This is a genomic window from Romboutsia sp. CE17 (assembly GCF_012317385.1).
In the GTDB taxonomy this organism is placed as follows: Bacteria; Bacillota; Clostridia; order Peptostreptococcales; family Peptostreptococcaceae; genus Romboutsia_E.
In genome coordinates this window covers 2775753-2799176 of the sequence record NZ_CP051144.1, presented here as the reverse complement: position 1 = coordinate 2799176, position 23424 = coordinate 2775753, and the positions used below count along the sequence as shown (strand labels likewise).

The following is a 23424-nucleotide window of genomic DNA, read 5'->3' as shown; positions in this document are numbered from 1 at the left end:
AGTTTGTTAATCTCTAAATCACCCCTATATAATTAGGTGCATCTATTCTATTATAATTTTTATTTTCTTTAATATTATAATCACTCAAAATTAATATTCTTATATTAATTTTGAGAAAAAGTAACGTATATGTATATCTATATGATAAAATAAAAAAAAAATTAAAAGAATAGAGTTATAAATTTTCTCTCTATCTTTTAATTTTAGACAAAATAAAAAAAGATTACGTGGCTACGTCTTACTCTCCCAGGAGGTTGCCCCCCAAGTACCATCAGCGCTAAAGAGCTTAACTTCTGTGTTCGGAATGGGAACAGGTGTATCCTCTTTGCTATAGTAACCACATAATCTTTCGATTAACTTATTATTAAGTTATTTAGAGTTAATACTCTGAAAACTGCATATCATTTAGATTTATCATTTAAATTGTGGTCAAGTCCTCGACCTATTAGTATCGATAAGCTAAATACATTACTGCACTTACACCTTCGACCTATCAACCAGGTAGTCTTCCTGGGGTCTTACCCTTACGGTGGGAAATCTTATCTTGAAGTCGGCTTCGCGCTTAGATGCTTTCAGCGCTTATCCATTCCGCACTTAGCTACCCAGCTATGCCCTTGGCAGAACAACTGGTACACCAGAGGTGCGTCCATCCCGGTCCTCTCGTACTAAGGACAGGTCTCCTCAAATTTCCTACGCCTGCGACGGATAGGGACCGAACTGTCTCACGACGTTCTGAACCCAGCTCGCGTACCACTTTAATGGGCGAACAGCCCAACCCTTGGGACCTACTACAGCCCCAGGATGTGATGAGCCGACATCGAGGTGCCAAACCTCCCCGTCGATGTGGACTCTTGGGGGAGATAAGCCTGTTATCCCCAGGGTAGCTTTTATCCGTTGAGCGATGGCCCTTCCATGCGGAACCACCGGATCACTAAGTCCGACTTTCGTCCTTGCTCGACCTGTATGTCTTGCAATCAAGCTCTCTTGTGCCTTTACACTCTACGTACGATTTCCGACCGTACTGAGAGAACCTTTGAGCGCCTCCGTTACTTTTTGGGAGGCGACCGCCCCAGTCAAACTGCCCACCTGACAGTGTCCCAAGACCAGATTCATGGCCTATGGTTAGAGTCCCAGTACTACAAGGGTGGTATCCCAAGGGTGACTCCACGCAAACTGGCGTTCACGCTTCATAGTCTCCCACCTATCCTGTACATGTAGTACCAAGACCCAATGTCAAGCTACAGTAAAGCTCCATGGGGTCTTTCCGTCCTGTCGCAGGTAACCGGCATCTTCACCGGTATTACAATTTCACCCAGTCTGTTGTTGAGACAGTGCCCAAATCGTTACGCCTTTCGTGCGGGTCGGAACTTACCCGACAAGGAATTTCGCTACCTTAGGACCGTTATAGTTACGGCCGCCGTTTACTGGGGCTTAAGTTCACTGCTTCGATTGCTCTAACAGATCCCCTTAACCTTCCAGCACCGGGCAGGCGTCAGCTCCTATACATCGTCTTGCGACTTAGCAGAAACCTGTGTTTTTGGTAAACAGTCGCTTGGGCCTATTCTCTGCGGCCTGCAAATGCAGGCACCCCTTCTCCCGAAGTTACGGGGTCATTTTGCCGAGTTCCTTAACAACAGTTCTCTGGCTGGCCTTAGGATACTCTCCTCACCCACCTGTGTCGGTTTGCGGTACAGGCACCTTTAACCTCGATAGAGACTTTTCTCGACAGTGTGAAATCAGCTACTTCGCTACTAAATTTCGCTCCGCATCACATCCTAGCATTATTCCTACGGATTTGCCTATAGGAACTGCCTCAATGCTTGCCCGTACATAACCAACAGTACGGTTAGCTTATCCTACTGTGTCATCCCATCTCTCAAACGGTTATTGGTGGTACAGGAATATCAACCTGTTGTCCATCACCTACGCCTTTCGGCCTCGGCTTAGGTCCTGACTAACCCAGGGCGGACGAACCTTCCCCTGGAAACCTTGGGTTTACGGCCTGTGGGATTCTCACCCACATCTCGCTACTCATGCCAACATTCTCACTCGTATACTGTCCACATGTCCTTACGGTCATGCTTCAACCTGCATACGAAGCTCCCCTACCCATCATAATGATGCCGTAGCTTCGGTAGTACGTTTTAGCCCCGGAAATTTTCGGCGCAGGATCACTCGACCAGTGAGCTATTACGCACTCTTTAAATGAGTGGCTGCTTCTAAGCCAACATCCTGGTTGTCTGTGCAATCCCACATCCTTTACCACTTAACGTACATTTAGGGACCTTAGCTGACGATCTGGGCTGTTGCCCTCTTGACTATGAATCTTATCACCCACAGTCTGACTCCCAAGTATAAGAATACGGCATTCGGAGTTTGATAGTCTTCGGTAAGTGCAATACCCCCTAGGACATTCAGTGCTCTACCTCCGCTTCTCTCAACCTTGAGGCTAGCCCTAAAGCTATTTCGGGGAGAACCAGCTATCTCCGGGCTCGATTGGAATTTCACCGCTATCCACAAGTCATCCCCGAGCTTTTCAACGCTCGTGGGTTCGGTCCTCCACGAAATTTTACTTTCGCTTCAACCTGCTCATGGATAGGTCGCCCGGTTTCGGGTCTACGCCAAGTAACTTAAATCGCCCATTTAAGACTCGCTTTCGCTACGGCTCCACACCTTAAGTGCTTAACCTTGCTACTTAACGTAACTCGTTGGCCCGTTCTACAAAAAGTACGCGGTCACACAAGAAATGTGCTCCCACAGCTTGTAAGTACAGGGTTTCAGGTTCTATTTCACTCCCCTCCCGGGGTTCTTTTCACCTTTCCCTCACGGTACTATGCGCTATCGGTCACTAGGTAGTATTTAGGCTTGGAGGATGGTCCCTCCTGCTTCCCACAGGGTTTCACGTGTCCCGTGGTACTCTGGATCATGTCTAAAGTCTTCTCGTTTCAGCTACAGGGCTATTACCTTTTATAGCGGAGCTTTCCAACTCTCTTCACTTACGATACCTCTTCGTTAATGACATGTCCGCAACCCCAACGAAGTAAACTTCATTGGTTTGGCCTGTTCCGCGTTCGCTCGCCGCTACTTACGGAATCGATTTTTCTTTCTCTTCCTCCAGGTACTTAGATGTTTCAGTTCCCCGGGTTCCCCTCGCTAAGCTATGTATTCACTTAACGATACTTAGACATTACTCTAAGTGAGTTTCCTCATTCGGAAATCTTCGGATCAAAGTTTACGTGCAACTCCCCGAAGCTTATCGCAGCTTATCACGTCCTTCATCGGCTCCTAGTGCCAAGGCATCCGCCCTGCACCCTTAATAACTTGACCAGTTATTAAAATGCTTCGCCAATGTCTTTACCTTCATATTCATTCAGGTAAATCCCATTGCTCAAAGTTTGTAATTTTAAAGACTTGTCTTGTCTATTTATAATTAAATGATGTCATATCACTAAATGTTATGCAGTTTTCAAAGTACTAGTTTGAGGAATGAACCCTCAAAATTAAACAGTAGGCAATTCTCCTTAGAAAGGAGGTGATCCAGCCGCACCTTCCGATACGGCTACCTTGTTACGACTTCACCCCAGTTATTGGTTTCACCTTCGACGGCCGCTTCCAAAAGGTTAGCTAACCGGCTTCGGGCGCCCCCAACTCCCATGGTGTGACGGGCGGTGTGTACAAGACCCGGGAACGCATTCACCGCAGCATTCTGATCTGCGATTACTAGTAACTCCAGCTTCATGTAGGCGAGTTTCAGCCTACAATCCGAACTGAGAATGGCTTTAAGGGATTAGCTCCGCCTCACGACTTGGCTGCCCTCTGTACCACCCATTGTAGCACGTGTGTAGCCCTAAGCATAAGGGGCATGATGATTTGACGTCATCCCCACCTTCCTCCAGGTTATCCCTGGCAGTCCCTCTAGAGTGCCCAACTTAATGCTGGCAACTAAAGGCAAGGGTTGCGCTCGTTGCGGGACTTAACCCAACATCTCACGACACGAGCTGACGACAACCATGCACCACCTGTCACTTCTGTCCCCGAAGGGAAATCTCCGATTAGGGAGAGGTCAAAAGGATGTCAAGCTTAGGTAAGGTTCTTCGCGTTGCTTCGAATTAAACCACATGCTCCGCTACTTGTGCGGGTCCCCGTCAATTCCTTTGAGTTTCACTCTTGCGAGCGTACTTCCCAGGCGGAGTACTTAATGCGTTAGCTGCGCCACCGAAGGGGGTAACCTCCGACAGCTAGTACTCATCGTTTACGGCGTGGACTACCAGGGTATCTAATCCTGTTTGCTCCCCACGCTTTCGTGCCTCAGTGTCAGTTACAGTCCAGAGAGCCGCCTTCGCAACTGGTGTTCCTCCTAATATCTACGCATTTCACCGCTACACTAGGAATTCCACTCTCCTCTCCTGCACTCAAGTTTCCCAGTTTCAAAGGCTTACTACGGTTGAGCCGTAGCCTTTCACCTCTGACTTAAGAAACCACCTACGCACCCTTTACGCCCAGTAATTCCGGATAACGCTAGCCCCCTACGTATTACCGCGGCTGCTGGCACGTAGTTAGCCGGGGCTTCCTCCTCAAGTACCGTCATTATCTTCCTTGAGGACAGAGCTTTACGACCCGAAGGCCTTCATCGCTCACGCGGCGTTGCTGCATCAGGCTTTCGCCCATTGTGCAATATTCCCCACTGCTGCCTCCCGTAGGAGTTTGGACCGTGTCTCAGTTCCAATGTGGCCGATCACCCTCTCAGGTCGGCTACTGATCGTCGCCTTGGTAAGCCATTACCTTACCAACTAGCTAATCAGACGCGGGTCCATCCTATACCGCCGGAGCTTTGATAAGAAATCCATGCGAATCTCTTATATCATCTCGTATTAGCGTACCTTTCGGTACGTTATCCGTGTGTATAGGGCAGGTTACCCACGCGTTACTCACCCGTCCGCCGCTCACCCCGAAGGGTTCGCTCGACTTGCATGTGTTAGGCACGCCGCCAGCGTTCATCCTGAGCCAGGATCAAACTCTCAAATAAAAGTTGTCCATCGCTCAGCTAATCATTATCTGAATATCTGGCTTGGTTGTTTGTGTTTAATTCTTAAAATTATTCGCCAACGTCTATTCTCTATGAGAATATCCCGTTGTTCAAAAAAAGAATTTAAGTTATATAAATTAACCTACTGTTTAATTTTCAAAGTTCATTTTCTCGACTTATTTATCTTACCAAGTTTTTCACTCTTAGTCAAGACATTCTTTCGTCTTATTTTTAATCCGTATCTCTCGGACAAGTAATAATATATCATCTTTATTATAAGTCGTCAATATATTTTACATATTTTTTTAAAATTTTTATCAAAATATTTCTAAATTTGTATTACAACTCAATTCTTCCTTATTTTATCTAATATTAAGAACTTTATTCATACTTTGTGTGTATTTTTATATTAAGTTATATAAATACTCTAAAAAATATTCATATCAAATTCTTACAAAAGACTTATATATCAATTTTAATTAAAATCAACAATATAAGTCTTTATATTTTATGTATTTACTTATTATTATAAGATTTATTAATCTATTTGAGATAATAATCTCTTTATAACATCAGATAGTTTTAATTCTCCTAACTCTTCATTACATATAGCTATTATAACTTTTATTGCATCATCAGAGTTATCCCATTTATAAGCTCTTGCATTTACTATACTTTCTGGCGGCATAACTTCTTCTAGTTCCATCGCTACTTCATCAGCCATTGTCATTAGTTCATCAAATAATTCTTCATCTTCTATTGATTCTATTTCATAATCTTCTTTTATATATTGTTTTAAAGTATCTATTGATATACTTAGTTGATATGCTACAACGTCTTCTCTTTTTGTAGCCTTAGACATATCTTTTTCTACTATAAAATCACTATTGCTTGTTATAATATCTTTTAATTCTTCACTATCTACTATTTCTGTTCCAAATATTACGTACAAATCCTCATCTCCTTAATATTATTTAGCCATAGACTCTATTAAGGTTTCTTTTACTGATCTCTTAATTCCTTTTTCTTTGGCTATTCTTATTAAATATTGATATTTAGACCTTTTTGCTTCTAATTCATAAATTGCTACATCTATTAGTTCTATGTCTGTTACATTTTGAAAAAAATTTTCTGCATTTTTTATATCTTTTTGTGCCTGTTTAATTTCATTAATTATTTTTTCCTTCTCTAAATTATTATTTTTTAATTTATCTTTTCTAGCCATAATATAACCTCCTTATTAACTTGTATTATGAATTTTGACATTTTAAAGGATTCATATACATTTTGGGAGATTTATATATTATTAGACATAGTCTTGATAAGCTAAAATTTTTAACTTAGTATAATTAATATAAACATAGATTTAATAAGATATACAAAAAACCTCTAGTGAAATCACTAGAGGTTACTGGTGGGATTAACAGGGCTCGAACCTGTGACCCCCTGCTTGTAAGGCAGGTGCTCTCCCAGCTGAGCTATAATCCCAGAAGAAATATGGTGCGCCCAAAGGGACTCGAACCCCTAACCTTCTGATTCGTAGTCAGACACTCTATCCAGTTGAGCTATAGGCGCATTTTTGGAGGCGACATCCAGATTCGAACTGGAGATCAAGGAGTTGCAGTCCACTGCCTTACCACTTGGCTATGTCGCCTTATTTATATATATAAAATGGTGATCCATCCGCGACTCGAACGCGGGACACCCTGATTAAAAGTCAGGTGCTCTACCGACTGAGCTAATGGATCACAATATATGGGGTGGATAATGAGAGTCGAACTCACGACCTCCAGAGCCACAATCTGGCGCTCTAACCAACTGAGCTATACCCACCATGTTTTAATGGTCGAGGTGAAGGGACTCGAACCCCCGGCCCCATGGTCCCAAACCAAGTGCGCTACCAAACTGCGCTACACCTCGATTTTTAAGTGGTGGACCATCAGGGACTCGAACCCCAGACCTACCGGTTATGAGCCGGGCGCTCTAACCAACTGAGCTAATGGTCCATCATAAAAATTGGTAGCGGTAACAGGAGTCGAACCTGTGACCTTTCGGGTATGAACCGAACGCTCTAGCCAACTAAGCTATACCGCCACATTATTGGTGCCCAGAGGCGGAATCGAACCACCGACACGGGGATTTTCAGTCCCCTGCTCTACCGACTGAGCTATCTGGGCATTTGGCGGAGAGGGTGGGATTCGAACCCACGGTGCCGTTAAGCATCACTGGTTTTCAAGACCAGCTCCTTAAACCACTCGGACACCTCTCCATATTTATTTGGCAGGGGATGCAGGACTCGAACCTACGCATGTAGCAGTCAAAGTGCTATGCCTTACCGACTTGGCGAATCCCCTATAAAGTGGTGAGCGCACAGGGATTCGAACCCCGGACACACGCCTTAGAAGGGCGTTGCTCTATCCAGCTGAGCTATGCACCCACATTATAGTTAATTAATATATTTAATGGAGCGGGAAACGAGATTCGAACTCGCGACTTCAACCTTGGCAAGGTTGCGCTCTACCACTGAACTATTCCCGCTTAAGCAATAAAGTTGGTGCGGATGAAGGGAGTCGAACCCCCACGCCGTAGGCGCCAGATCCTAAGTCTGGTGCGTCTGCCAATTCCGCCACATCCGCGCTTGATACTTTATTTGTTGGTGGAGGATGGTGGATTCGAACCACCGAAAGCAATGCTAACAGATTTACAGTCTGCCCCCTTTGGCCGCTCGGGAAATCCTCCGTATTTTTTATGGAGCTGGTGATAGGAATCGAACCTACAACCTGCTGATTACAAGTCAGCTGCTCTACCGTTGAGCCACACCAGCATATTGGCGGGAATAACAGGACTCGAACCTGTGACCCAATGATTAACAGTCATTTGCTCTACCAACTGAGCCATATTCCCATATTTGTTTTGGCGACCTGGAAGGGACTCGAACCCTCGACCTCCAGCGTGACAGGCTGGCATTCTAACCAGCTGAACTACCAGGCCGCAATTGGTGGGACTAACAGGGCTCGAACCTGTGACCCCCTGCTTGTAAGGCAGGTGCTCTCCCAGCTGAGCTATAGTCCCATAAGTTTATCTGGAGCGGGTGAAGGGGATCGAACCCTCACAGCCGGCTTGGAAGGCCGGAACTCTACCATTGAGCTACACCCGCGTATTTAATTGGTGACCCATAGGGGAATCGAACCCCTGTTACCGCCGTGAAAGGGCGGTGTCTTGACCGCTTGACCAATGGGCCATTTTAATGGTTGCGGAGGCAGGACTCGAACCTGCGACCTTCGGGTTATGAGCCCGACGAGCTACCAACTGCTCCACCCCGCGATATTATATGTGGTGCCGAAGACCGGAATCGAACCGGTACGAGAGGTAAGTCCCGCAGGATTTTAAGTCCTGTGCGTCTGCCAGTTCCGCCACTTCGGCACTTATGATAATTCTAAAAAGAATTTCTTTTGGAGGCGACATCCAGATTCGAACTGGAGATCAAGGAGTTGCAGTCCACTGCCTTACCACTTGGCTATGTCGCCTTATATAAATGGTGATCCATCCGCGACTCGAACGCGGGACACCCTGATTAAAAGTCAGGTGCTCTACCGACTGAGCTAATGGATCATTAAAGTAATATTTACTTGGCAGGGGATGCAGGACTCGAACCTACGCATGTAGCAGTCAAAGTGCTATGCCTTACCGACTTGGCGAATCCCCTATAAAGTGGTGAGCGCACAGGGATTCGAACCCCGGACACACGCCTTAGAAGGGCGTTGCTCTATCCAGCTGAGCTATGCACCCACATTATAGTTTTAATAAAGTTGGTGCGGATGAAGGGAGTCGAACCCCCACGCCGTAGGCGCCAGATCCTAAGTCTGGTGCGTCTGCCAATTCCGCCACATCCGCGCTTAATACTTTATTTGTTGGTGGAGGATGGTGGATTCGAACCACCGAAAGCAATGCTAACAGATTTACAGTCTGCCCCCTTTGGCCGCTCGGGAAATCCTCCGTATTTTTATGGAGCTGGTGATAGGAATCGAACCTACAACCTGCTGATTACAAGTCAGCTGCTCTACCGTTGAGCCACACCAGCATATTGGCGGGAATAACAGGACTCGAACCTGTGACCCAATGATTAACAGTCATTTGCTCTACCAACTGAGCCATATTCCCATATTTGTTTTGGCGACCTGGAAGGGACTCGAACCCTCGACCTCCAGCGTGACAGGCTGGCATTCTAACCAGCTGAACTACCAGGCCGCAATTGGTGGGACTAACAGGGCTCGAACCTGTGACCCCCTGCTTGTAAGGCAGGTGCTCTCCCAGCTGAGCTATAGTCCCATAAGTTTATCTGGAGCGGGTGAAGGGGATCGAACCCTCACAGCCGGCTTGGAAGGCCGGAACTCTACCATTGAGCTACACCCGCGTATTTAATTGGTGACCCATAGGGGAATCGAACCCCTGTTACCGCCGTGAAAGGGCGGTGTCTTGACCGCTTGACCAATGGGCCATTTTAATGGTTGCGGAGGCAGGACTCGAACCTGCGACCTTCGGGTTATGAGCCCGACGAGCTGCCAACTGCTCCACCCCGCGATATTATATGTGGTGCCGAAGACCGGAATCGAACCGGTACGAGAGGTAAGTCCCGCAGGATTTTAAGTCCTGTGCGTCTGCCAGTTCCGCCACTTCGGCACTTAACGTGGCTACGTCTTACTCTCCCAGGATGTTGCCCCCCAAGTACCATCAGCGCTAAAGAGCTTAACTTCTGTGTTCGGAATGGGAACAGGTGTATCCTCTTTGCTATAGTAACCACATTAAAGTGTTTTGTTTTTCAAAGACAAGTATTATATTAACATTTATTATTTGCTATGTCAATAGTTTTTATTATTTTTTAGAATTCTTTATCTAAAAAATAATAAGATTAATACTCTGAAAACTGCATATCATTTAGAATTTATCATTTAAATTGTGGTCAAGTCCTCGACCTATTAGTATCGATAAGCTAAATACATTACTGCACTTACACCTTCGACCTATCAACCAGGTAGTCTTCCTGGGGTCTTACCCTTACGGTGGGAAATCTTATCTTGAAGTCGGCTTCGCGCTTAGATGCTTTCAGCGCTTATCCATTCCGCACTTAGCTACCCAGCTATGCCCTTGGCAGAACAACTGGTACACCAGAGGTGCGTCCATCCCGGTCCTCTCGTACTAAGGACAGGTCTCCTCAAATTTCCTACGCCTGCGACGGATAGGGACCGAACTGTCTCACGACGTTCTGAACCCAGCTCGCGTACCACTTTAATGGGCGAACAGCCCAACCCTTGGGACCTACTACAGCCCCAGGATGTGATGAGCCGACATCGAGGTGCCAAACCTCCCCGTCGATGTGGACTCTTGGGGGAGATAAGCCTGTTATCCCCAGGGTAGCTTTTATCCGTTGAGCGATGGCCCTTCCATGCGGAACCACCGGATCACTAAGTCCGACTTTCGTCCTTGCTCGACCTGTATGTCTTGCAATCAAGCTCTCTTGTGCCTTTACACTCTACGTACGATTTCCGACCGTACTGAGAGAACCTTTGAGCGCCTCCGTTACTTTTTGGGAGGCGACCGCCCCAGTCAAACTGCCCACCTGACAGTGTCCCAAGACCAGATTCATGGCCTATGGTTAGAGTCCCAGTACTACAAGGGTGGTATCCCAAGGGTGACTCCACGCAAACTGGCGTTCACGCTTCATAGTCTCCCACCTATCCTGTACATGTAGTACCAAGACCCAATGTCAAGCTACAGTAAAGCTCCATGGGGTCTTTCCGTCCTGTCGCAGGTAACCGGCATCTTCACCGGTATTACAATTTCACCCAGTCTGTTGTTGAGACAGTGCCCAAATCGTTACGCCTTTCGTGCGGGTCGGAACTTACCCGACAAGGAATTTCGCTACCTTAGGACCGTTATAGTTACGGCCGCCGTTTACTGGGGCTTAAGTTCACTGCTTCGATTGCTCTAACAGATCCCCTTAACCTTCCAGCACCGGGCAGGCGTCAGCTCCTATACATCGTCTTGCGACTTAGCAGAAACCTGTGTTTTTGGTAAACAGTCGCTTGGGCCTATTCTCTGCGGCCTGCAAATGCAGGCACCCCTTCTCCCGAAGTTACGGGGTCATTTTGCCGAGTTCCTTAACAACAGTTCTCTGGCTGGCCTTAGGATACTCTCCTCACCCACCTGTGTCGGTTTGCGGTACAGGCACCTTTAACCTCGATAGAGACTTTTCTCGACAGTGTGAAATCAGCTACTTCGCTACTAAATTTCGCTCCGCATCACATCCTAGCATTATTCCTACGGATTTGCCTATAGGAACTGCCTCAATGCTTGCCCGTACATAACCAACAGTACGGTTAGCTTATCCTACTGTGTCATCCCATCTCTCAAACGGTTATTGGTGGTACAGGAATATCAACCTGTTGTCCATCACCTACGCCTTTCGGCCTCGGCTTAGGTCCTGACTAACCCAGGGCGGACGAACCTTCCCCTGGAAACCTTGGGTTTACGGCCTGTGGGATTCTCACCCACATCTCGCTACTCATGCCAACATTCTCACTCGTATACTGTCCACATGTCCTTACGGTCATGCTTCAACCTGCATACGAAGCTCCCCTACCCATCATAATGATGCCGTAGCTTCGGTAGTACGTTTTAGCCCCGGAAATTTTCGGCGCAGGATCACTCGACCAGTGAGCTATTACGCACTCTTTAAATGAGTGGCTGCTTCTAAGCCAACATCCTGGTTGTCTGTGCAATCCCACATCCTTTACCACTTAACGTACATTTAGGGACCTTAGCTGACGATCTGGGCTGTTGCCCTCTTGACTATGAATCTTATCACCCACAGTCTGACTCCCAAGTATAAGAATACGGCATTCGGAGTTTGATAGTCTTCGGTAAGTGCAATACCCCCTAGGACATTCAGTGCTCTACCTCCGCTTCTCTCAACCTTGAGGCTAGCCCTAAAGCTATTTCGGGGAGAACCAGCTATCTCCGGGCTCGATTGGAATTTCACCGCTATCCACAAGTCATCCCCGAGCTTTTCAACGCTCGTGGGTTCGGTCCTCCACGAAATTTTACTTTCGCTTCAACCTGCTCATGGATAGGTCGCCCGGTTTCGGGTCTACGCCAAGTAACTTAAATCGCCCATTTAAGACTCGCTTTCGCTACGGCTCCACACCTTAAGTGCTTAACCTTGCTACTTAACGTAACTCGTTGGCCCGTTCTACAAAAAGTACGCGGTCACACAAGAAATGTGCTCCCACAGCTTGTAAGTACAGGGTTTCAGGTTCTATTTCACTCCCCTCCCGGGGTTCTTTTCACCTTTCCCTCACGGTACTATGCGCTATCGGTCACTAGGTAGTATTTAGGCTTGGAGGATGGTCCCTCCTGCTTCCCACAGGGTTTCACGTGTCCCGTGGTACTCTGGATCATGTCTAAAGTCTTCTCGTTTCAGCTACAGGGCTATTACCTTTTATAGCGGAGCTTTCCAACTCTCTTCACTTACGATACCTCTTCGTTAATGACATGTCCGCAACCCCAACGAAGTAAACTTCATTGGTTTGGCCTGTTCCGCGTTCGCTCGCCGCTACTTACGGAATCGATTTTTCTTTCTCTTCCTCCAGGTACTTAGATGTTTCAGTTCCCCGGGTTCCCCTCGCTAAGCTATGTATTCACTTAACGATACTTAGACATTACTCTAAGTGAGTTTCCTCATTCGGAAATCTTCGGATCAAAGTTTACGTGCAACTCCCCGAAGCTTATCGCAGCTTATCACGTCCTTCATCGGCTCCTAGTGCCAAGGCATCCGCCCTGCACCCTTAATAACTTGACCAGTTATTAAAATGCTTCGCCAATGTCTTTACCTTCATATTCATTCAGGTAAATCCCATTGCTCAAAGTTTGTAATTTTAAAGACTTGTCTTGTCTATTTATAATTAAATGATGTCATATCACTAAATGTTATGCAGTTTTCAAAGTACTAACGTACATCGCCAACGTCTATTCTCTCTGAGAATATCCCGTTGCTCAAAGTACTAACAATTTTGAGGAATGAACCCTCAAAATTAAACAGTAGGCAATTCTCCTTAGAAAGGAGGTGATCCAGCCGCACCTTCCGATACGGCTACCTTGTTACGACTTCACCCCAGTTATTGGTTTCACCTTCGACGGTCGCTTCCAAAAGGTTAGCTAACCGGCTTCGGGCGCCCCCAACTCCCATGGTGTGACGGGCGGTGTGTACAAGACCCGGGAACGCATTCACCGCAGCATTCTGATCTGCGATTACTAGTAACTCCAGCTTCATGTAGGCGAGTTTCAGCCTACAATCCGAACTGAGAATGGCTTTAAGGGATTAGCTCCGCCTCACGACTTGGCTGCCCTCTGTACCACCCATTGTAGCACGTGTGTAGCCCTAAGCATAAGGGGCATGATGATTTGACGTCATCCCCACCTTCCTCCAGGTTATCCCTGGCAGTCCCTCTAGAGTGCCCAACTTAATGCTGGCAACTAAAGGCAAGGGTTGCGCTCGTTGCGGGACTTAACCCAACATCTCACGACACGAGCTGACGACAACCATGCACCACCTGTCACTTCTGTCCCCGAAGGGAAATCTCCGATTAGGGAGAGGTCAAAAGGATGTCAAGCTTAGGTAAGGTTCTTCGCGTTGCTTCGAATTAAACCACATGCTCCGCTACTTGTGCGGGTCCCCGTCAATTCCTTTGAGTTTCACTCTTGCGAGCGTACTTCCCAGGCGGAGTACTTAATGCGTTAGCTGCGCCACCGAAGGGGGTAACCTCCGACAGCTAGTACTCATCGTTTACGGCGTGGACTACCAGGGTATCTAATCCTGTTTGCTCCCCACGCTTTCGTGCCTCAGTGTCAGTTACAGTCCAGAGAGCCGCCTTCGCAACTGGTGTTCCTCCTAATATCTACGCATTTCACCGCTACACTAGGAATTCCACTCTCCTCTCCTGCACTCAAGTTTCCCAGTTTCAAAGGCTTACTACGGTTGAGCCGTAGCCTTTCACCTCTGACTTAAGAAACCACCTACGCACCCTTTACGCCCAGTAATTCCGGATAACGCTAGCCCCCTACGTATTACCGCGGCTGCTGGCACGTAGTTAGCCGGGGCTTCCTCCTCAAGTACCGTCATTATCTTCCTTGAGGACAGAGCTTTACGACCCGAAGGCCTTCATCGCTCACGCGGCGTTGCTGCATCAGGCTTTCGCCCATTGTGCAATATTCCCCACTGCTGCCTCCCGTAGGAGTTTGGACCGTGTCTCAGTTCCAATGTGGCCGATCACCCTCTCAGGTCGGCTACTGATCGTCGCCTTGGTAAGCCGTTACCTTACCAACTAGCTAATCAGACGCGGGTCCATCCTATACCGCCGGAGCTTTGATAAGAAATCCATGCGAATCTCTTATGTCATCTCGTATTAGCGTACCTTTCGGTACGTTATCCGTGTGTATAGGGCAGGTTACCCACGCGTTACTCACCCGTCCGCCGCTCACCCCGAAGGGTTCGCTCGACTTGCATGTGTTAGGCACGCCGCCAGCGTTCATCCTGAGCCAGGATCAAACTCTCAAATAAAAGTTGTCCATTGCTCAGCTAATCATCATCTGAATATCTGGCTTGGTTGTTTGTGTTTAATTCTTATAAAAGAATTTAAGTTATATAAATTAACCTACTGTTTAATTTTCAAAGTTCATTTTCTCGACTTATTTATCTTACCAAGTTTTTCTTTCTCAGTCAAGACTTTTTTTTGTCTTTTTTCTTACTTGTTTTGTCCTTTTCTTAAGGACAATTAATACTATATCATTATAATTTAATATAGTCAACACTTTTTTTATATTTTTTATCATCAATTATTCTATACATTTCATGCAAATTTATACTCTATATTTTCATTTAAAATTTTACAACATTTAAATTCTAATTTTTGAATGCATTGATTATTTTATCCTAAATTTATTAAGTATAACAATCAACGCATTCTATAGATTTATAATTATTCAAATTAGCATTCTAATAAATCATCTATTCTATTTTTATCAAACCCTAAAACATGATCTCCATTTATCACTATTAATGGAACTGACATATACCCCATACTTATTAATTCTCTTTTAGCTTCTATATTTCTAGAGATATTATATTCGATATAGTCTATCCCTATTTCTTCAAAATATTCCTTTGCCTTTATACAATTTATACATGTATCACTTGAATATATTTCTACCTTATTCATATAATCCTCCTCTTTCTACTTTATTATTATGCTTGTATTTTTTTTTATCTTGTATTAGATTATTATTAACTTAATCATAATAATTTAGTGAGTATATTTAAAATATAATTATAATACATAAATTTAGGTTATTATACAATATGACCGTATATCTTTTTAGGAGGTTTTTTGTTATGAGCAAAAAAGTATTGATAATGTCTGCTTCCACGGGAGGTGGCCATAATAGAGCCGCTCGAGCGATTAAAGAAGAACTTAGTAACAAAATTATAGATGGGTCTCCAATAGAATGTGAAATAATAGATAGCTTAAAATTAGTTAATAGTACTATGGATAAAATAATTTCTAGAGGTTATGAAAAGTCAGCTATATATACGCCAAAAGCGTATGGTAGTGTCTATAGGCTTTCTGAAACATCTTTAGCTTCAAAAAATGAATTTAAAGATAATCCTATTACATCATTTATGGCTAAAAAATTTAGACATTTATTAGATAAATCTAAACCAGATTTAATTATAGGAACTCATCCATTTCCTATGATAGCGCTTAGTACATTAAAGAAAAATGCTAATACATATAAAAATCATGAAAATTCACTTTTACATGATGCACTACATAAATATTATTCCAATCTGTCTGTACCTCCATTAATAACAGTATTGACAGACTATACAACTCATTCTACATGGATACAGAATGAGATTGACTATTATATAGCAGGGCACGAGTACGTTAAAGAATTGCTTATTTATGAGGGAGTTGATTCAGAAAAAGTAAAAACCTTTGGTATACCTGTAGAAAAATCCTTTTTATCTAATAGAGATAGAGAAACTGTTTTATCTGAGTTTAATCTAGACCCTAATAAGTTTACAGTTTTATTAATGGGTGGCAGCTTTGGTGCTGGAAATATCAAAGAAACATTGGAGGAACTTCTAAATATTGATAGAGATTTCCAAGTAATTGTTATTACTGGTAGAAACGAAAGTTTAAAAGAAAAACTACAAAAAAAATTTGAAACTCATAAAGAGTCAATTGATAAAAAAATATTAGTCCTAGGGTTTACTAATAAAATGAATGATTTATTAGCTTCAGTTGATGTTTTAGTGAGCAAACCAGGTGGTCTTACTACTACAGAATCTTTATTAAAAGATTTACCAATGATTATTCCTTATTATATTCCTGGTCAAGAAGAAGAAAATTTAGATTTCCTTACAAACTGTGGTGCTGCTTTAAAGCCAACTAAGAAGTTTACTCTAACAGTTTTATTAAAAGTTCTTATAGATAATCCTTCTAGGTTAAATATGTTAAAAAATAATATAAAATCCATAAAAAAATTTGATTCTGCTCAAAATATTGCTAATTTAGTAGAAGAAATATTATTAAATACGTAAATAAAAGGGATAACCTTAATCCATTTTTATAATGGTATATTTAAGGCAATCCCTTTTTTAATATTTAACAATTCTTATAATGGCTCATAAAAATCCTCTTCATAGTCATATTGATAGTTTTTATAATTATTTCTAAATACACTATCTTTGTTTTTTGCCTGTTTATTTTTCTTCTTACTAATTAATAAACTTAAATCATCATCATAATTATACTTAGACTTATCCTTAGACTTTAATTTCTTCATTCTCTTTTCTTTCATCGCCTTATGTTCTTCTAAGTTCATGGTTGATTTCATATTACACCCCTATTAAAAATATTAGATAAATCTAACTAGAATTATACAATAGTGAAATTTATTCTTCAACAACTCTCAGTTAGGTTTATTTAGAAATTTCCCTAAAAAAATGACAAAAAAATCGAGGATTCCCCTCGATTTTTATATTTCTCGTCTTCCCTCTAATGCTTTTGTTATAGTAACTTCATCAGCATATTCTAAATCTCCACCAACAGGTAATCCATGAGCTATTCTAGTTACCTTTATACCCATAGGTTTAACTAGTCTAGCTATGTACATAGCAGTAGCTTCTCCTTCTATTGTAGGATTTGTTGCCATTATCAGTTCCTTAACATCTTCATTTCCAAGTCTTACGATAAGCTCTTTTATTTTTATCATATCTGGTCCTATACCATCCATTGGAGATATTACCCCATTTAAAACATGGTATTTCCCTTTAAACTCTCTTGTTCTTTCCATAGCAGCAACATCTCTAGGATCTTCTACTACACAAATAATACTCGAGTCTCTATTTTTATTTGAACACATGCTACAAGGATCTGTGTCAGTTATATTACAACATATTGAGCAATATTTAATTTCTCTTTTAGCATCTATAATAGCTTTTGCTAAACTTTCTACATCATTAGTATTCATGTTTATAACATGAAATGCTAATCTTTGTGCTGTTTTTCTTCCTACTCCAGGAAGCTTTGAAAATTCTTCTATTAGCCTAGATATAGGCCCTGTATATGCTTGCATAAATATCACCTACTAGAATAAACCAGGTATATTCATACCTCCAGTTACTTTGCTCATTTGACTAGCTTGCATATCATCAACACTCTTTAAAGCTTGATTTATTGCACTTAAAACTAAGTCTTGTAGCATTTCTATATCATCTGGATCTACTACTTCTGGTTTTATAGTTATATCTAATACTTCTTTTTTACCATTAACTTTAACTGTAACAGCTCCACCACCAACTGAAGCTTCTAATTCTTTAGCTTCTAATTCTTCTTGCATTTTTTGCATATTTTCTTGCATTTTTTGAGCCTGCTTTAATAAATTATTCATATTTCCAGGCATCATTCCACCAAAATTCCTCTTAGCCATATTAATCTTCCTCCTTGAATTCTTTTATTTTTATATTATATCATAAATAAATATTTATTATTTGTTCTAATTTTCCTCTATATGTTCTTTAACTTCTAATAAATCTTTGCTAACAATATTCTTTAAGATTTCTTCACCTTTATCATTTGCAGTTTCTTTTATGTCTAAATCTATGTTTTTAACTTCTGATTTTAGGAATATTTTCACACTAAAGCTTCTATTAACTATTTCTTTAATTTTATTTTGTATATAATCTATTGTTTCAGGAGAACTAAGCCTAGTTTTAGCAAATCCATAATTATCATCAAATATTAAGTATAATTGACTATTATATACGTTAAAATCCCTTACATCTCCTAATAAAGCGTATACTGGCATATTTTTATCTGCCTTTATACTTTTTAGTATGTTTTTCCAAGCATGTTCTATTAAATTAACATCTTCACTCTTAACTTGCTCATACTCAACTTCTTCTTTATTATCAATATTAATAGATTCTTCTTTTTGGCTATCACTTACAGTAGTAACTTTTATATTTCCACTCTCAATTACTCTCTCTAAGTTTTCTATTCTTTTTATTAAGGCTTCTTTACTTTCATCAAACATAGGTTGTGCTATCTTCATCATAGTAACCTCTGCTACAACTCTAGGATTAGAAGCTGTCTTTATATTATCTTGAGTAGTTGATAGTATATTTAATATTCTTATTAAATCATTATTATTTACAGTATCCGCTTGTGACCTTAATTGATCTATAATTTCATCTGGCAAAGATATTATTTCATCTAAATCTGTAGATACTTTACATATCATTAAATTTCTAAAATGATCAATTAAATCATTTATTAAATTTCTTATATCTTTACCCCAAACTATAAATTCATTTAAAACTTTAAGCGACTCTTTTGTGTCTTGATTTATTATGTATTGAGCTAAATCAAATAACTGTTCTATATTTACTGTTCCTAGTAATTCAACTACATCATTATATTCTATTTTTTCATCTCCAAAAGAGATACATTGGTCCAGTATGCTAAGAGCATCTCTAAGTGCTCCTTGTGAATTTCTTGCGATTAAATTCAGAGCTTTGTCTTCAACCTCAATATCTTCTTCTGAACATATCTTTTTCATTCTCGATGTAATATCTTTTACTGTTACTCTTTTAAAATCAAATCTTTGACATCTAGATAATATTGTTGCAGGTATTTTATGTGGTTCTGTCGTTGCTAATATAAATATTACATATGATGGAGGTTCTTCTAATGTCTTTAATAGCGCATTAAATGCGCCTTGAGACAGCATATGAACTTCATCTATTATATATACTTTGTATTTAGCCTTAGTAGGTGAATATTTCACACTTTCTCTAAGTTCTCTTATATCATCAACACTATTATTAGAAGCTGCATCTATCTCTACAACATCCATAATATTATCATTCAATATATCCTTACATACATCACAATTGTTACAAGGTTCTTGATCTTTACTTTCTAAACAGTTGACAGCTCTTGCAAATATTTTTGCAGTAGATGTCTTTCCTGTTCCCCTTGTTCCTGAAAATAAATATGCATGACCTATATTGTTGTTCTCTATTTGATTTCTTAAGGTCTTGGTAATATGTTCTTGACCAACTACATCTTCAAACTTCTGTGGCCTATACACTCTATACAATGCTTTATGCATTTTTATCTCTCCTTAATATAAAATCATTCAATTATAATTTTTCCATCATATTCAATTATTATATCATTTTTTCAAAATAAAAAAATCCCTATTAAAGGGATTTGCTTTTTATATATTATTAAATGCTGTACACCAACTATTGATTTAAACTCATAGACGTTACCTAAACAGTTAGCTCGACTTAGGCACCCCCACGGCACACGAAAGTGATCACTTACCGCTGCTTCATTCCTGATCTGACGGAGTTCATGAGCTTTCGTTGCGCAGGACCTAAGTGTCAACACCACTTATTTAGGGCTGCTCTACAAGGTATAAACCTCTAGCTGGAATTCAACCCTGCTATAGCGGATTGCAGGTTACAGGGCACCGCTACCTCCCCATCTAGTACAGCAAAATTACAACCATATTTATTATTAAGTTATTGGCGGAGAGAGTGGGATTCGAACCCACGATACGCTTTTAACACGTATACTCACTTTCCAGGCGAGCGCCTTCGACCATCTCGACCATCTCTCCATTTTATTTTTTACGTAAAGTTTTAAAGAATTCTTGTAGAATGATCGAGCAATCCTCTTGCATTACTCCAAATGTAATATCTATATTATTAAAATTAAAATAATCTATTTTAAATTCATGTTGTTTTTCTATATATGAATTTTTAATATGTCTAGTTCCAATTATAAGTTTTTTTATTCTAGAGTTTACTATAGCTCCACTACACATTATACACGGTTCCATAGTAACATACAAGTCACAATCAATAAGTCTCCAACCTCCTAATTTTTCTGAGGCTTGTCTTATAGCTAATATTTCAGCATGTGCTGTGCTATCTTTTAATTCTTCTGTTAAATTATGTGCTCTTGCTATTATCTCACCATCTTTAACTATTACAGCACCTATTGGAGTCTCACCTTTATTATATGCCTTATATGCTTCTTTTAATGCTTCTTTCATATAGAATAATTTTTCCATATTTCCTCCTAGAACTTATAACAATCTTATCTTAACATAAATTCATTTATAATTCAACTCCAATTTAGTTTGCAATACTTCAAAAATAAAAAGAGAGCAATAATAGCTCTCTTTTTTATTTTATATTAAATTTAATATTTATTTTATAACATCTACGCCCATATATGGTCTTAATGCTTCAGGAATAACAACTGTTCCATCTTCTTGTTGGTAGTTTTCTAATATTGCAGCTAAACATCTACCTACTGCTAATCCAGAACCATTTAATGTATGTACATATTCCGCCTTAGATTTTTTATCTCTCTTAAATCTTATACCAGCTCTTCTTGCTTGGAAATCTTCAAAGTTTGAACAAGAAGAAATTTCAACATATCTATTATAACTTGGCATCCAAACTTCTAAGTCATATTTAAATGCTGCTGTAAATCCTAAGTCTCCTGTACATATCTTAACCACTCTATATGGTAATCCTAATAATTGTAATATTTTTTCTGCATCGTTAGTTAATTTCTCTAATTCTTCATATGAATTTTGAGGATCTACAAACTTAACTAACTCTACTTTATTGAATTGGTGTTGTCTTACTAGACCTCTTGTATCTCTACCAGCTGAACCAGCTTCAGATCTAAAGCATGGTGTGTATGCACAGTATTTTATTGGTAATTGATCAACTGTTAATATTTCATCTCTATGAATATTAGTTACTGGCACTTCTGCAGTTGGTATTAAGAAGTAATCTAAACCTTCAAGTTTAAACATATCTTCTTCAAATTTTGGTAATTGACCAGTTCCTATGAAACTAGCTCTATTAGCCATAAATGGTGGTAATACTTCTGTATATCCATGTTCTTCTGTATGAGTATTTAAGAAGAAGTTTATTAATGCTCTTTCAAGTCTAGCTCCTAATCCCTTGTATAAAGTAAATCTTGAACCAGTTATTTTTCCTGCAGTTTCGAAATCTAATATTCCTAATTTTGTTCCTATATCCCAGTGAGCTTTCTCTTCAAAGTTGAATTTAGTTGGTTCTCCCCAAGTTCTTATTTCAACATTATCTTCATCAGTTGTTCCTTGTGGAACTTCTGGATTTGGAACATTTGGTATTCTCATTAAGTTGTATTCTATTTCATTAGATACAGTTCTTACCTTTTCATCTAACTCTTTTATTTTATCAGATAGTTCTTTTAATCTTGCTTTATCTTCAGTAACATCTTTACCTTCTTTTATTAATTGAGGTATTTTCTTAGACTCAACATTCATTTCATTTTTCATTACTTCAACTTCTTTAAGTAATTCTCTTCTCTTATCGTCTAATTCTACTACTATATCAAGATTAAATTCTTTTTCTCCTCTTCTATCCATTGCTTTTTTTATATCATCTAAATTTTCTCTAATTCTTCTTATATCTAACATTTTACCCTCCTAGTTATATGTTTTATAAATAAATTTTTATTATTTTTTTAATTACTTTACTACTAGCATTATTTACATTTTTCCGGAAATTTTATGATAAATACTATGTAAATTTTATAGTTTGGCCTAATTTAATAAATATATTTTGGTAATAAAAAAAGACCTTCTACCCCCTATAAAAGGGACGAAAGTCTTTTATCCGCGTTGCCACCCTAATTAATTACGTATAATAGAATACGTAATTCTCTCAATCCTGTAACGTAGGTAATACGTCTAATCTTACTATTACTTCCGATTAGAAGCTCTGGAATGGATTCAAAAACCATTGTTATGAGTTCACACCAACCACTCATTCTCTGAATACAAAAATGTTTTTTACTATTTTCCTTCATAGCTTTTAACTAATTGTTTTATTTGATAAACATTATATTATATATATTAACAAGTTTCAATAGTATTATTCAATTTTATTTTTGTTTAATTTATATTTTTGAAATTAGTTAGAAATCATATCTTTTTCTCTTAATTTTCTAAGTATATCATCTAATATTTCTTTTTTAGAAACTTGAATTGTATGAATATGGTTACATTCAGTTAAAGAAGATAATTGCTTAAATTCATCTTTTTCTATTTTATTCATGAATTCATTTATGTCTCTAAGTGATGAAATATTTAACTCTGCTTTTATTTCTCCATATATTGGATGATTTACTATGACATCTTTTATAGTTCCACCCATATCAACTATTATTTTTAATTCATCAAATAGTTCTTCATTACTCTTATGATTTTTGCATTTTATTTTTTCTTCTATTTTACTATTCTGATTAAATATTATATATCCTTGAGGAGTTGCTACAATTTCTTTACCTGAAGCTCTTATAAGGGCTATATCTTGGACAATTATTTGCCTACTCACATTTAGTAATTTTGCTAATTCGTTACCTTTTATTGGTTTATTAGATTCTTCTATTATATTTAAAAGTTTCTCTCTTCTCTCACTTAGATTCATATTTCACCTCTTATTTATGAAACTATATCTTTCCTAAGTTTTATTAGGTCAAATTTAATTTTTAATCTTATATAATATTCTATAATTTATTCATAAATAAATCAATAATGATACTTATTTAATATTTTATATAATAAAAAAAGATTACGTGGCTACGTCTTACTCTCCCAGGAGGTTGCCCCCCAAGTACCATCAGCGCTAAAGAGCTTAACTTCTGTGTTCGGAATGGGAACAGGTGTATCCTCTTTGCTATAGTAACCACATA

General features: G+C 40.0%; 11 protein-coding genes, 38 tRNA genes, 7 rRNA genes, 1 other RNA gene and 1 other annotated feature. Of the genes, 1 reads left to right on the top strand and 56 read right to left on the bottom strand.

The genetic code is table 11. From position 1 onward, the window contains the following. Window positions 1–225 precede the first annotated feature (225 nt). The 46 genes from rrf (HF520_RS13585) to HF520_RS13360 all read right to left on the bottom strand — a co-directional run bounded on the left by rrf (HF520_RS13585) (window position 226) and on the right by HF520_RS13360 (window position 15300). A 5S ribosomal RNA gene (rrf, locus tag HF520_RS13585) occupies window positions 226–342 on the bottom strand. Between the two features lie 83 nt (window positions 343–425). Further along, window positions 426–3327: ribosomal RNA gene (locus HF520_RS13580) — 23S ribosomal RNA — on the bottom strand. A gap of 198 nt (window positions 3328–3525) precedes the next feature. Further along, a 16S ribosomal RNA gene (locus HF520_RS13575) occupies window positions 3526–5026 on the bottom strand. Together the 16S, 23S and 5S rRNA genes form the textbook arrangement of a ribosomal RNA operon. Before the next feature lie 538 nt (window positions 5027–5564). Then, entirely contained in the window at window positions 5565–5978 is a 414-nt protein-coding gene (locus HF520_RS13570; protein ID WP_168574450.1) for a hypothetical protein, read from the bottom strand. Window positions 5979–5996: 18 nt separating this feature from the next. Next, window positions 5997–6251, bottom strand: coding sequence for a DUF2508 family protein (locus HF520_RS13565; protein ID WP_168574449.1), 255 nt, complete (start codon window positions 6249–6251; stop codon window positions 5997–5999). A 187-nt stretch (window positions 6252–6438) separates the two neighbouring features. Further along, window positions 6439–6514: transfer RNA gene (locus HF520_RS13560), tRNA-Val, on the bottom strand. Window positions 6515–6524: 10 nt separating this feature from the next. After that, a tRNA-Arg gene (locus HF520_RS13555) sits at window positions 6525–6601 on the bottom strand. 5 nt (window positions 6602–6606) lie between these two features. Continuing rightward, window positions 6607–6680: transfer RNA gene (locus HF520_RS13550), tRNA-Cys, on the bottom strand. A gap of 18 nt (window positions 6681–6698) precedes the next feature. Continuing rightward, a tRNA-Lys gene (locus tag HF520_RS13545) sits at window positions 6699–6774 on the bottom strand. A gap of 8 nt (window positions 6775–6782) precedes the next feature. Then, a tRNA-His gene (locus HF520_RS13540) sits at window positions 6783–6859 on the bottom strand. 10 nt (window positions 6860–6869) lie between these two features. Then, window positions 6870–6946 (bottom strand) — tRNA-Pro (locus HF520_RS13535). A 9-nt stretch (window positions 6947–6955) separates the two neighbouring features. After that, a tRNA-Ile gene (locus HF520_RS13530) sits at window positions 6956–7032 on the bottom strand. 11 nt (window positions 7033–7043) lie between these two features. Next, window positions 7044–7120, bottom strand: a tRNA-Met gene (locus HF520_RS13525). Window positions 7121–7127: 7 nt separating this feature from the next. Further along, a tRNA-Phe gene (locus HF520_RS13520) sits at window positions 7128–7203 on the bottom strand. Window positions 7204–7206: 3 nt separating this feature from the next. Then, window positions 7207–7295 (bottom strand) — tRNA-Ser (locus HF520_RS13515). 9 nt (window positions 7296–7304) lie between these two features. Beyond that, a tRNA-Gln gene (locus HF520_RS13510) sits at window positions 7305–7380 on the bottom strand. A 6-nt stretch (window positions 7381–7386) separates the two neighbouring features. Continuing rightward, window positions 7387–7463, bottom strand: a tRNA-Arg gene (locus HF520_RS13505). Between the two features lie 26 nt (window positions 7464–7489). Further along, window positions 7490–7564: transfer RNA gene (locus tag HF520_RS13500), tRNA-Gly, on the bottom strand. 14 nt (window positions 7565–7578) lie between these two features. After that, a tRNA-Leu gene (locus HF520_RS13495) sits at window positions 7579–7662 on the bottom strand. Between the two features lie 18 nt (window positions 7663–7680). Next, window positions 7681–7765 (bottom strand) — tRNA-Tyr (locus HF520_RS13490). Window positions 7766–7775: 10 nt separating this feature from the next. Beyond that, a tRNA-Thr gene (locus tag HF520_RS13485) sits at window positions 7776–7850 on the bottom strand. 4 nt (window positions 7851–7854) lie between these two features. Continuing rightward, window positions 7855–7930 (bottom strand) — tRNA-Asn (locus tag HF520_RS13480). Between the two features lie 10 nt (window positions 7931–7940). Further along, window positions 7941–8017: transfer RNA gene (locus tag HF520_RS13475), tRNA-Asp, on the bottom strand. A gap of 5 nt (window positions 8018–8022) precedes the next feature. Beyond that, window positions 8023–8098 (bottom strand) — tRNA-Val (locus tag HF520_RS13470). 11 nt (window positions 8099–8109) lie between these two features. Further along, window positions 8110–8183 (bottom strand) — tRNA-Gly (locus HF520_RS13465). A gap of 9 nt (window positions 8184–8192) precedes the next feature. Beyond that, window positions 8193–8267: transfer RNA gene (locus HF520_RS13460), tRNA-Glu, on the bottom strand. A 7-nt stretch (window positions 8268–8274) separates the two neighbouring features. After that, a tRNA-Met gene (locus HF520_RS13455) sits at window positions 8275–8350 on the bottom strand. Window positions 8351–8360: 10 nt separating this feature from the next. Next, window positions 8361–8449: transfer RNA gene (locus HF520_RS13450), tRNA-Leu, on the bottom strand. Window positions 8450–8479: 30 nt separating this feature from the next. Beyond that, window positions 8480–8553: transfer RNA gene (locus HF520_RS13445), tRNA-Cys, on the bottom strand. Between the two features lie 9 nt (window positions 8554–8562). Then, a tRNA-Lys gene (locus HF520_RS13440) sits at window positions 8563–8638 on the bottom strand. An 18-nt stretch (window positions 8639–8656) separates the two neighbouring features. Beyond that, window positions 8657–8732 (bottom strand) — tRNA-Gln (locus HF520_RS13435). A gap of 6 nt (window positions 8733–8738) precedes the next feature. Next, window positions 8739–8815 (bottom strand) — tRNA-Arg (locus HF520_RS13430). A 21-nt stretch (window positions 8816–8836) separates the two neighbouring features. Next, window positions 8837–8920 (bottom strand) — tRNA-Leu (locus HF520_RS13425). 18 nt (window positions 8921–8938) lie between these two features. Next, a tRNA-Tyr gene (locus HF520_RS13420) sits at window positions 8939–9023 on the bottom strand. A gap of 9 nt (window positions 9024–9032) precedes the next feature. Next, window positions 9033–9107, bottom strand: a tRNA-Thr gene (locus tag HF520_RS13415). A gap of 4 nt (window positions 9108–9111) precedes the next feature. After that, window positions 9112–9187: transfer RNA gene (locus HF520_RS13410), tRNA-Asn, on the bottom strand. Between the two features lie 10 nt (window positions 9188–9197). Then, a tRNA-Asp gene (locus HF520_RS13405) sits at window positions 9198–9274 on the bottom strand. A 5-nt stretch (window positions 9275–9279) separates the two neighbouring features. Then, window positions 9280–9355, bottom strand: a tRNA-Val gene (locus tag HF520_RS13400). Between the two features lie 11 nt (window positions 9356–9366). Beyond that, window positions 9367–9440: transfer RNA gene (locus HF520_RS13395), tRNA-Gly, on the bottom strand. A 9-nt stretch (window positions 9441–9449) separates the two neighbouring features. Beyond that, window positions 9450–9524 (bottom strand) — tRNA-Glu (locus HF520_RS13390). A gap of 7 nt (window positions 9525–9531) precedes the next feature. Then, window positions 9532–9607, bottom strand: a tRNA-Met gene (locus HF520_RS13385). Window positions 9608–9617: 10 nt separating this feature from the next. After that, window positions 9618–9706 (bottom strand) — tRNA-Leu (locus HF520_RS13380). 5 nt (window positions 9707–9711) lie between these two features. Further along, window positions 9712–9828, bottom strand: a 5S ribosomal RNA gene (gene rrf / locus HF520_RS13375). Window positions 9829–9982: 154 nt separating this feature from the next. Next, window positions 9983–12884, bottom strand: a 23S ribosomal RNA gene (locus HF520_RS13370). 257 nt (window positions 12885–13141) lie between these two features. Then, window positions 13142–14642, bottom strand: a 16S ribosomal RNA gene (locus HF520_RS13365). A gap of 427 nt (window positions 14643–15069) precedes the next feature. Beyond that, complete coding sequence (locus tag HF520_RS13360; RefSeq protein WP_168574448.1) at window positions 15070–15300, bottom strand: glutaredoxin family protein; 231 nt, start codon at window positions 15298–15300, stop codon at window positions 15070–15072. 173 nt (window positions 15301–15473) lie between these two features. Here HF520_RS13360 and HF520_RS13355 point away from each other — a divergent pair, with 173 nt between their 5' ends. Next, window positions 15474–16688 carry an MGDG synthase family glycosyltransferase gene (locus tag HF520_RS13355; protein ID WP_168574447.1) on the top strand — a complete coding sequence of 405 codons (1215 nt, stop codon included), beginning with the start codon at window positions 15474–15476 and terminating at the stop codon, window positions 16686–16688. 74 nt (window positions 16689–16762) lie between these two features. Here the strand turns inward: HF520_RS13355 and HF520_RS13350 are convergent, their stop codons facing one another. The 10 genes from HF520_RS13350 to rrf (HF520_RS13305) form a co-directional block, all read right to left on the bottom strand. Then, window positions 16763–16984: a hypothetical protein gene (locus HF520_RS13350; RefSeq protein ID WP_168574446.1), complete on the bottom strand. Its 222-nt coding sequence runs from the start codon at window positions 16982–16984 to the stop codon at window positions 16763–16765. Between the two features lie 141 nt (window positions 16985–17125). Beyond that, complete coding sequence (gene recR, locus HF520_RS13345; RefSeq protein ID WP_168574445.1) at window positions 17126–17725, bottom strand: recombination mediator RecR; 600 nt, start codon at window positions 17723–17725, stop codon at window positions 17126–17128. Window positions 17726–17737: 12 nt separating this feature from the next. Then, window positions 17738–18079 (bottom strand): YbaB/EbfC family nucleoid-associated protein, encoded by a 342-nt coding sequence (locus HF520_RS13340; protein WP_168574444.1) that lies wholly within the window; start codon window positions 18077–18079, stop codon window positions 17738–17740. Window positions 18080–18145: 66 nt separating this feature from the next. Further along, entirely contained in the window at window positions 18146–19765 is a 1620-nt protein-coding gene (gene dnaX, locus HF520_RS13335; RefSeq protein ID WP_168574443.1) for a DNA polymerase III subunit gamma/tau, read from the bottom strand. A 125-nt stretch (window positions 19766–19890) separates the two neighbouring features. After that, an RNA gene (ffs, locus tag HF520_RS13330) (signal recognition particle sRNA large type) lies at window positions 19891–20155 on the bottom strand. Window positions 20156–20187: 32 nt separating this feature from the next. After that, window positions 20188–20281: transfer RNA gene (locus HF520_RS13325), tRNA-Ser, on the bottom strand. A gap of 3 nt (window positions 20282–20284) precedes the next feature. Further along, window positions 20285–20737 carry a nucleoside deaminase gene (locus tag HF520_RS13320; protein WP_168574442.1) on the bottom strand — a complete coding sequence of 151 codons (453 nt, stop codon included), beginning with the start codon at window positions 20735–20737 and terminating at the stop codon, window positions 20285–20287. Window positions 20738–20875: 138 nt separating this feature from the next. Continuing rightward, window positions 20876–22147 carry a serine--tRNA ligase gene (gene serS / locus HF520_RS13315; RefSeq protein ID WP_168574441.1) on the bottom strand — a complete coding sequence of 424 codons (1272 nt, stop codon included), beginning with the start codon at window positions 22145–22147 and terminating at the stop codon, window positions 20876–20878. Between the two features lie 177 nt (window positions 22148–22324). Continuing rightward, window positions 22325–22548: a binding site (T-box leader), on the bottom strand. Between the two features lie 95 nt (window positions 22549–22643). Further along, window positions 22644–23159: a transcription repressor NadR gene (locus HF520_RS13310; protein ID WP_168574440.1), complete on the bottom strand. Its 516-nt coding sequence runs from the start codon at window positions 23157–23159 to the stop codon at window positions 22644–22646. A gap of 146 nt (window positions 23160–23305) precedes the next feature. Then, a 5S ribosomal RNA gene (gene rrf / locus HF520_RS13305) occupies window positions 23306–23422 on the bottom strand. Window positions 23423–23424 lie beyond the last annotated feature (2 nt).

Excerpts from the sequence above, each read along its gene's own strand:
- HF520_RS13350 (WP_168574446.1), bottom strand. The coding sequence starts at position 16,984 with ATGAAATCAACCATGAACTTAGAAGAACATAAGGCGATGAAAGAAAAG.
- HF520_RS13340 (WP_168574444.1), bottom strand. The coding sequence starts at position 18,079 with ATGGCTAAGAGGAATTTTGGTGGAATGATGCCTGGAAATATGAATAAT.
- HF520_RS13320 (WP_168574442.1), bottom strand. The coding sequence starts at position 20,737 with ATGGAAAAATTATTCTATATGAAAGAAGCATTAAAAGAAGCATATAAG.
- recR (WP_168574445.1), bottom strand. The coding sequence starts at position 17,725 with ATGCAAGCATATACAGGGCCTATATCTAGGCTAATAGAAGAATTTTCA.
- HF520_RS13360 (WP_168574448.1), bottom strand. The coding sequence starts at position 15,300 with ATGAATAAGGTAGAAATATATTCAAGTGATACATGTATAAATTGTATA.
- dnaX (WP_168574443.1), bottom strand. The coding sequence starts at position 19,765 with ATGCATAAAGCATTGTATAGAGTGTATAGGCCACAGAAGTTTGAAGAT.
- serS (WP_168574441.1), bottom strand. The coding sequence starts at position 22,147 with ATGTTAGATATAAGAAGAATTAGAGAAAATTTAGATGATATAAAAAAA.
- HF520_RS13310 (WP_168574440.1), bottom strand. The coding sequence starts at position 23,159 with ATGAATCTAAGTGAGAGAAGAGAGAAACTTTTAAATATAATAGAAGAA.
- HF520_RS13565 (WP_168574449.1), bottom strand. The coding sequence starts at position 6,251 with ATGGCTAGAAAAGATAAATTAAAAAATAATAATTTAGAGAAGGAAAAA.
- HF520_RS13355 (WP_168574447.1), top strand. The coding sequence starts at position 15,474 with ATGAGCAAAAAAGTATTGATAATGTCTGCTTCCACGGGAGGTGGCCAT.